The organism is Devosia sp., assembly GCF_014860165.1.
In the GTDB taxonomy this organism is placed as follows: Bacteria; Pseudomonadota; Alphaproteobacteria; order Rhizobiales; family Devosiaceae; genus Devosia.
Window position 1 is genome coordinate 117,717 of record NZ_JACZKG010000046.1, and the last position, 7,191, is coordinate 124,907.

Sequence of the window (7,191 nt, forward strand, 5' to 3'; positions counted from 1 at the left end):
TCCGACATGTTCGGCCACCACGTCCAGCCTGAGCTGGGCATCATGTGAGCAAACCCAATAATGGCTGCAGAAGGCCGTGATAGTCCGTCCGCTGACGCGGAAGTCTTCGAGTGTCGTGACGCTGTGGGGCAGTGGCATGGGTTAGTGAAAGTTTCGGCCAGCGGGCAATGCCATTTGCGCTTGTCGTGCCTGTTGCTCGACATATTGATCGCGCTCGCGTGTTCGGCTGCCATGCGGCCCGGTTTTGCCTTCGTCGGCGCGGGCGACCATGCGGTCGCCAATATCATGGCCATTGGCAATGGCGACGAGCTGTGGCGTTAGATCGATGAACTCTTTGGCGATGACATGGACGACCAGACCTTCGCGCTGCAGCTGACCCTTGACCGCCAGGACGCGGGCACTGAGGACCACCCGGCGATTGGCTTCGAATGTCTTGGGCCAGATAATGACATTGGCCAGACCCGTCTCGTCCTCAAGGCTGGCGAAGATGACCCCACTGGCCGTACCGGGGCGCTGCCTTACCAGCACGAGCCCGGCAACCGTCACCATACGCCCGACCGGATGGGTTCGAAGGTCGTCGGCGATGATCATGCCGCGCTTAGTGAGCCCCGCGCGCAGAAAGCTCATCGGGTGTGCCTTGAGCGACAGGGAGAGCGAACGATAGTCGTGAATGACTTCCTCGCCCGGCGGCATGGGCGGGAGGTCGGCATCCGGCTCTCGATTCATACCGCTATCACCGGCGGCCAGGAACAGGGGCAGGGTGTCGGCTCCATGGGTGCCGATCAGGCCGGTAATAGCCCAGAGGGCGTCACGCCGTGATAGGCCTAACGACTGGAAGGCATCCGCCTCCGCCAGCACTTCGAGCGCTTTCGGCGTCAGGCCGGTGCGCAGCCAGAGATCGCGCACGCTATCATAGCCGGAGCGTCGCCACGCGATAATGAGATTGGCATGCTCGGTCCGCAGGCCCTTGACCAGATTGAAGCCCAACCGCACCGCGCGATTACCCCAGATATCCTCGACCATTTCGGCATGCCGGGGGGCGATGTTTTCGCCCGAGATATTGCTGTGCTCCATGACATTCTCGAGGTCGGAGAAATTGATATCGACCGGACGAATATCGACGCCATGTTCCTGGGCATCGCGCACGATCTGAGCGGGGGCATAAAACCCCATCGGCTGACTGTTGAGCAGCGCCGTCGCGAACACGTCGGGATAGTGGCATTTGATCCAGCAAGACACATAGACGAGGAGGGCAAATGATGCAGCATGGCTCTCGGGAAAGCCGTAGCTGCCAAATCCCTCTATCTGCTGAAAGCAACGCTCGGCAAAGTCGGGCGCATATCCCTTTTCCGCCATGCCTTTGAGGAACTTGTCCTTAAAGACGCCCACGCCGCCGGTGCGCTTGAAGGTTGCCATGGCTCGTCGTAGGCGGTCAGCCTCGCCGGGAGTGAAGCCCGCGCCAACAATGGCGATCTTCATCGCCTGCTCTTGAAACAGCGGCACGCCATAAGTCTTTTTGAGTACGTGTTCGAGTTCGGGCGAAGGATAGGTCGTCGGCTCCAAGCCCTGCCGGCGCTTGAGATAGGGATGGACCATATCGCCCTGGATCGGGCCGGGGCGAACAATGGCCACCTCGATGACGAGATCATAGAACTCGGAGGGCTTCAGCCGGGGCAGCATGGACATTTGTGCGCGGCTTTCGATCTGGAACACGCCGATGGTGTCGGCCCGATGGGTCATCTTGTAGGTGCGCTCGTCCTCCTGCGGCACTGTGGCCAGGGTCAGGGATAGGCCATATTGCTGCCTGAGCAGATCGAAGCTGCGGCGGATGCAACTGAGCATACCAAGGGCCAGCACATCGACCTTGAGAATGCCGAGGTCGTCGAGATCGTCCTTGTTCCACTCGATGACCGTTCGATCTTCCATGGCCGCATTGGAGATTGGGATCAGGTGATCGAGCCGGTCGCGGGTGATGACGAAGCCGCCAACATGCTGTGACAGGTGGCGGGGAAAGCCATAAAGGGCTTTGACCATCTCCAGCACCATAGAAATGGTCACATTGCCGGGATCAAGGCCGATCTCGCGGATGCGATCCGCGCGCATATCGCTACTGCCCCATCCCCAATTGAGACCGCTCATCGCTGAGATGGTGTCGGCGGACAGGCCGAACACCTTGCCGACATCCCGCAGCGCGCCCTTGGTGCGATAGGTGATGACGTTGGCCGTCAGCCCGGCGCGATGGCGGCCATACTTCTGGTAGATGTACTGCATCACCTCTTCGCGCCGCTCGTGCTCGAAATCCACGTCGATATCGGGCGGCTCGTCGCGTTCCGTAGAAACGAACCGTTCGAATAGAAGATCGACCAGCATCGGATCGACCTCGGTAATTCCGAGGCAAAAGCAAACCGCCGAATTGGCCGCAGAGCCGCGCCCCTGACAAAGGATGCCGCGTTCTTGCCGGGCAAAGCGCACAATGTCCTGCACGGTCAAAAAATAGGGCGCATAGTTCATCTCGGCGATCAGTGCCAACTCATGCGCTAGTCCCATCGTGACCTTTTCCGGGATGCCGTAGGGATACCGCCACGATGCGCCCTGGTAAGCCTGCCGCTCCAATGTCTGTTGGGCCGTCTCGCCGTCGCCAATGGTCTCTTCGGGATAGATGTATTTGAGCTGATCGAGCGAGAAATGGATCTGCGACAACAGGCGAATGGTCTCGGTCATCGCGGCCGGATGCTCAAAAAACAGTTGCGCCATGTCCTCGGGCGACTTGATGCAGTGCTCGGCATTTTGGTGCAGGTTACGCCCTGCCTCGCTGATCGTTAGGCCGAGCCGGATGCAGGTCACGACATCCTGGACCACGCACCTGTCGGGCTCATGGTAGAGCACGTCATTCATAGCGACGAGAGGAACGCCGGCACGCGCGGCGATGGAACTGAGCTGGTTTAGACGAGCCCGGTCATTGCCGAGAAAGAGCGCCTTGGTGCCGAGCCACACGCGAGAAGGGGCTAGGACAGACAGGGCCGAGAGCTTTTCAAACCCTGCCTCGAACCCGTTTTCTTCCAAAACCATGATGAAGAGCTGGCCCTCGGCATAGTCTGCCAGGTCCTCAAACTGGAGATAACAATCGCCCTTTGGCGCGCGTCTGTTGCCAAGGGTCAGCAGGGCACAAAGGCGGCCGTAGGCGGCGCGGTCGGATGGATAGGCGACGATATCAGGCGTGCCATCGCTGAAGACCAACCGCGTGCCGACAACCAAGCGAAAGTCTGGATAATCTGCCTTGAGGTCCCGCGCCGCGACATGCGCCCTGACCACGCCGGAAAACGAATTGCGGTCGCATATCCCGAGCCCCGACAGTCCCAGGGCCGCGGCTTGACCCACGAGTTCATAGGGATGTGAAGCACCGCGCAGGAAGGAAAAGTTGGTCGCGCAAATCAGTTCGGCATAGGCCAGGATGGTCATATCGGGTGCCCTCTTGATCTAAAGCAATCAAGAGAACATAAAGGGAACATAGACGCTCAAAGAGTCAACGGCTGAATCGCGGAAGCGGCGAATGTGATCGCTTGACCGGCCGGGCACGGAAATCGAAAGTCTGGGCGATGAGCGAAACCAACAGCGACCAAAACGCCAGCGCGGATGACCATGCGGCCCAGCCGACCCGCAAGATCGTGCATGTGGATATGGATGCGTTTTATGCCTCGGTCGAGCAGCGTGATAACCCGGACCTGAGGGGAAAGCCGGTTGCGGTCGGCGGCTCCCGGGAACGTGGTGTCGTCGCGGCCGCCAGCTATGAAGCGCGTCAGTTCGGGGTGAAATCCGCAATGCCGTCGGTCACGGCACGGCGAAAATGCCCGGAGCTGATTTTCGTCAAGCCGCGCTTTGACGTCTACAAGACGGTGTCGGCGCAAATCCATGAAGTGTTTGCCCGATATACCGCGCTTATCGAGCCGCTGTCGCTGGACGAGGCCTACCTCGATGTCACCGAGAACTATGAAGGGATAGAGTTGGCTAGCGAGGTTGCTCTACAAATTCGCCGCGGCATTCAAGAAGCTACGGGCCTCACCGCTTCGGCGGGCATCAGCTACAACAAGTTCCTCGCCAAGATGGCATCGAGCCAGCGCAAGCCCAATGGCCAGTTCGTCATCCCGCCGGGCAGGGGCGAAGCTTTCGTTGCCACTCTGCCGATCGGCAAATTCTTCGGCGTCGGCCCGGCGACTGCCGAGCGCATGCGGCTTCTCGGTATCGAGACCGGCGCGGACCTGCGCGAACGCTCGCTGGAATTCCTGCAGCAGACATTCGGCAAGTCGGGGCCGTACTTTTATTGGGTGGCGCGTGGAATCGACAACCGGCCCGTGCGCTCGGATCGGGTGCGCAAGTCGGTGGGCGCCGAAAACACCTTTGTCACCGATCTGACGACGTTGGAGGAAGCAAGGCAGTTGCTTGTCCCCATCATCGACAAGGTGAGCCGCCATGCCGCCAGCAAAGGTATTGGCGGTCAGACCGTCACGCTCAAGGTCAAGTATGCCGACTTCGAGCAGATTACCCGCAGCCGATCCCTGTCCGTCCCGGTGCACCTGAGCAAGGATATAGCCAGCGCCATCGAGCCAGCTTTGACCAACCTATTCCCGACGCCCAAGGCGATCCGCCTGCTCGGCGTGACCCTGTCCGCGCTTGAAGCATCCAACGAAAAGACGCCTATTGTGCATCAGCTTGCCTTTGCCATTTAAGGCCAAGGCCGGTGCTCATGGAAATATGAACTAGGCTATGCGATGAGACGCCTTCGAGCTGATGAGGATGCGGCGCTTGGCTTGTTCAACAGCCGGGACTCGATCTGCCTCGGTGCGGTTTCGAGCGAAAGCGGCCTACGGTTAGCGGGAGCCTTGCGCTCGCTCGCCAAGCTCAAGCTGCTGGCAGAAGAAGGCACTGATGACGGGCCTCGATATTCCCTTCTACCCGCTGGCCAAGATAGGCTGACCAGATGAACACTCGCCCGATCCGCGTCCCGGTAATCGAGAATCCGCAACGTCGCGCCCGCCGACTGGCGCGCGCCGAGATCAGAGCCGGGCAGCGGGAGTTTTTGAAAAGCTTTGATCGGCAGGTCGCTGAGATCGAAGCTCGGCTGGCAGAAGAAGAGCGGGTGCCCCCGCCAGCAATACACCAGGTCAGAGCCGACGAGCTATGACCGCAAAGAAGCGAGCGGACCCGATTGTGGTCGCCGCTGTCATGCGGCGCGCGGTCGGGTCGATCCCGGCCGCACGCCGACGGCGATTTCTGATCAGTCGGTGCGGCTGACGCGGGCAATTTTGCTCGTCGTGAATGGCTTGAACACTATAGCCACCTGCGCCAGAAATCCCTTGCTGAAGGCGCCGAGGACCTCAGGATTGGGATCGTAATAGTAGGACTTCTCGGCAATGTCGAAATTGTATTCCGAGACGGTAATCCAGGCGTCTTTCCACGCGCTCAAACCCGCGCGGCGCCGCTCGAGTTCGGGGATGGCCAGGGTGGTTTGGTCGGAGCGGGGCGGGGTGCCCGAGATGGCCAGCAGGATCAGGGCGGTATGATCGCCGTGCGGCAATGACAGTGCCAGACACACGGGGCGCTCTTTGCGTCCTTCCGTCTCGTGATTGTCGCGCTGCCATTTCCAAAGATAGGCATAGCGAATAATCGACCCATTTGGTGGGACATCAGCCATTGGGTTCGGTGCCTTCGGCAATGATCCGATCCAAGGTGACATCGATCTGTGCAGCCAGGTCGGGCGGCGTCTCTCCTGCGCCATAGACCCGGCGTGGATCGCCTTCCTGCTTCATGGCGGCAAAATCATCGTAGGTCATCAGGACATAGCGGGGTTTGCGGTGCTGGGTGATGGCGACCGGCTGGCGGTCTGCCGCCATGGTGACGGTTTTCAAATCGCGTAGCAGATCGACCGTGGAAAAATTCTTCATGGCACCACTCCTTCGTATTAAACGAAATATACGCATTATTTGATTATCTGCAAGAACTGCGATCCGTGATACGGCGACCATTCCAAAACGTGTGCCTGATCAGTTTTTAACTGACGAAACTGACGAAGGTCGGCCGGACCCTGTCGCGCCCGGCCGACGGTATGCCTTAGGCCGCTTGGTCGGACCTTTCGGGGTCTGCCTGGGTGGCTGGCTCGACATAATCGGGTTGCAGGCGATGCAGGAACGTAGCGGCCCGTTCAGCGTGGGCTGCCGCGCGGAAAATTGCCCGTTTGTCCTCCTTCAACACCTCCAGCCAAGAGGCGAGATAATTGGCATGATCGGCGCGCGGCTCAATGAAGAGGCCAAGGTCTGCGCCTAGAAAAACCGCGCCCAACTCGGCCACCAATTCTTCGCGGGCATAATCCTTGGTGCCAAAGGCATTTTTGATATCGCGATCGAGGCGGCTGGTATGGGCCGTCCAATGCACGGCCTCGTGGGCCAGCGTCGCCGCATAGGCTTCGGCGCTCTCAAAGGTTTCATAGAGCGGCATCTGAATGAAGTCGGCAGCAGGCTGATAAAAAGCCCGGTCGCCGCCGTGGCGTAAATCCGCGCCGATATTGGCGAAAAAAGTGTCCGCCGCTTCGATGCGCTGCATCTGATCAATTGGCTTGTTTGGTTCCGCCACAACAGGGCGGAAGCGTTCAGGCAGGCCGTCTACCTGATCGGCATTGAAGACGGAATAGGCTTTGAGAAACGGAATGCGGCTTTCTTCATCCTCGCCTTTTTCGTTCTGCTCGGTGCGCTCGATGGCGCCGGCATAGACAACCGTCGCGGCCTTCTCCCCTTTGCGGACCTGACCGCCCAACTCCAGCGCCTGACGGTAGGTCATCCAAAAGTTCGACCGATAGCCACAGGTCTGCGCTTGCATCCAGAGCAACAGTGTATTGATGCCCCGATAGGCAAGGCCATTGGCGCGCAGTGGACGGGTGAGGGGAGCTGTATTGATAGCCCAAGGACGATGCCAAGGACGGGTTCCAGCTTCCAACTGCTCGATGATCTTAGCTGTGACGCGCTCGTAGACGTCAGCGCGGGGAGCCTCGCAGGGCTTGATAGCCTTATTGGTCTTGCTGTTTCCGGTGCCACGATTGGCGGTTTTGGTTGTGCGGGTGGTCATAGTTGCTCTCCTTGATCTGACCCGAAGGGGCAGAGGCCGCGCCTCTGCCTCCGAGGTGTCCGCGACCGGACCGGAGAG

The 7,191-nt window shown here is 59.8% G+C and carries 5 protein-coding genes; 1 reads left to right on the forward strand and 4 read right to left on the reverse strand.

What is annotated here, in order from left to right; all coding sequences use genetic code 11:
- Positions 1–141: 141 nt before the first annotated feature.
- Positions 142–3,459, reverse strand: coding sequence for an error-prone DNA polymerase (locus IH615_RS11540; RefSeq protein WP_291362017.1), 3,318 nt, complete (start codon positions 3,457–3,459; stop codon positions 142–144).
- A 137-nt stretch (positions 3,460–3,596) separates the two neighbouring features.
- Between IH615_RS11540 and dinB the strand changes: the two genes are divergently transcribed.
- Positions 3,597–4,724: a DNA polymerase IV gene (dinB, locus tag IH615_RS11545; protein ID WP_291362018.1), complete on the forward strand. Its 1,128-nt coding sequence runs from the start codon at positions 3,597–3,599 to the stop codon at positions 4,722–4,724.
- 548 nt (positions 4,725–5,272) lie between these two features.
- On the opposite strand, the gene IH615_RS11550 is transcribed toward dinB, so the two are convergent.
- From IH615_RS11550 to IH615_RS11560, 3 genes are all read right to left on the reverse strand, one after another.
- Positions 5,273–5,689, reverse strand: a complete 417-nt coding sequence (locus IH615_RS11550) for a hypothetical protein (RefSeq protein WP_291362019.1) — start codon at positions 5,687–5,689, stop codon at positions 5,273–5,275.
- Entirely contained in the window at positions 5,682–5,939 is a 258-nt protein-coding gene (locus IH615_RS11555; protein ID WP_291362020.1) for a type II toxin-antitoxin system Phd/YefM family antitoxin, read from the reverse strand. The genes IH615_RS11550 and IH615_RS11555 overlap by 8 nt, the downstream gene beginning before the upstream one ends.
- Positions 5,940–6,105: 166 nt before the next feature.
- The gene (locus IH615_RS11560) at positions 6,106–7,113 is read right to left on the reverse strand and encodes a zincin-like metallopeptidase domain-containing protein (protein WP_291362021.1); all 1,008 of its coding nucleotides are present in this window, start codon (positions 7,111–7,113) and stop codon (positions 6,106–6,108) included.
- Positions 7,114–7,191 lie beyond the last annotated feature (78 nt).

Bases quoted from the DNA above. Each gene is read 5' to 3' on its own strand.
- IH615_RS11540 (WP_291362017.1), bottom strand. From the start codon at position 3,459: ATGACCATCCTGGCCTATGCCGAACTGATTTGCGCGACCAACTTTTCC.
- dinB (WP_291362018.1), top strand. From the start codon at position 3,597: ATGAGCGAAACCAACAGCGACCAAAACGCCAGCGCGGATGACCATGCG.
- IH615_RS11550 (WP_291362019.1), bottom strand. From the start codon at position 5,689: ATGGCTGATGTCCCACCAAATGGGTCGATTATTCGCTATGCCTATCTT.
- IH615_RS11555 (WP_291362020.1), bottom strand. From the start codon at position 5,939: ATGAAGAATTTTTCCACGGTCGATCTGCTACGCGATTTGAAAACCGTC.
- IH615_RS11560 (WP_291362021.1), bottom strand. From the start codon at position 7,113: ATGACCACCCGCACAACCAAAACCGCCAATCGTGGCACCGGAAACAGC.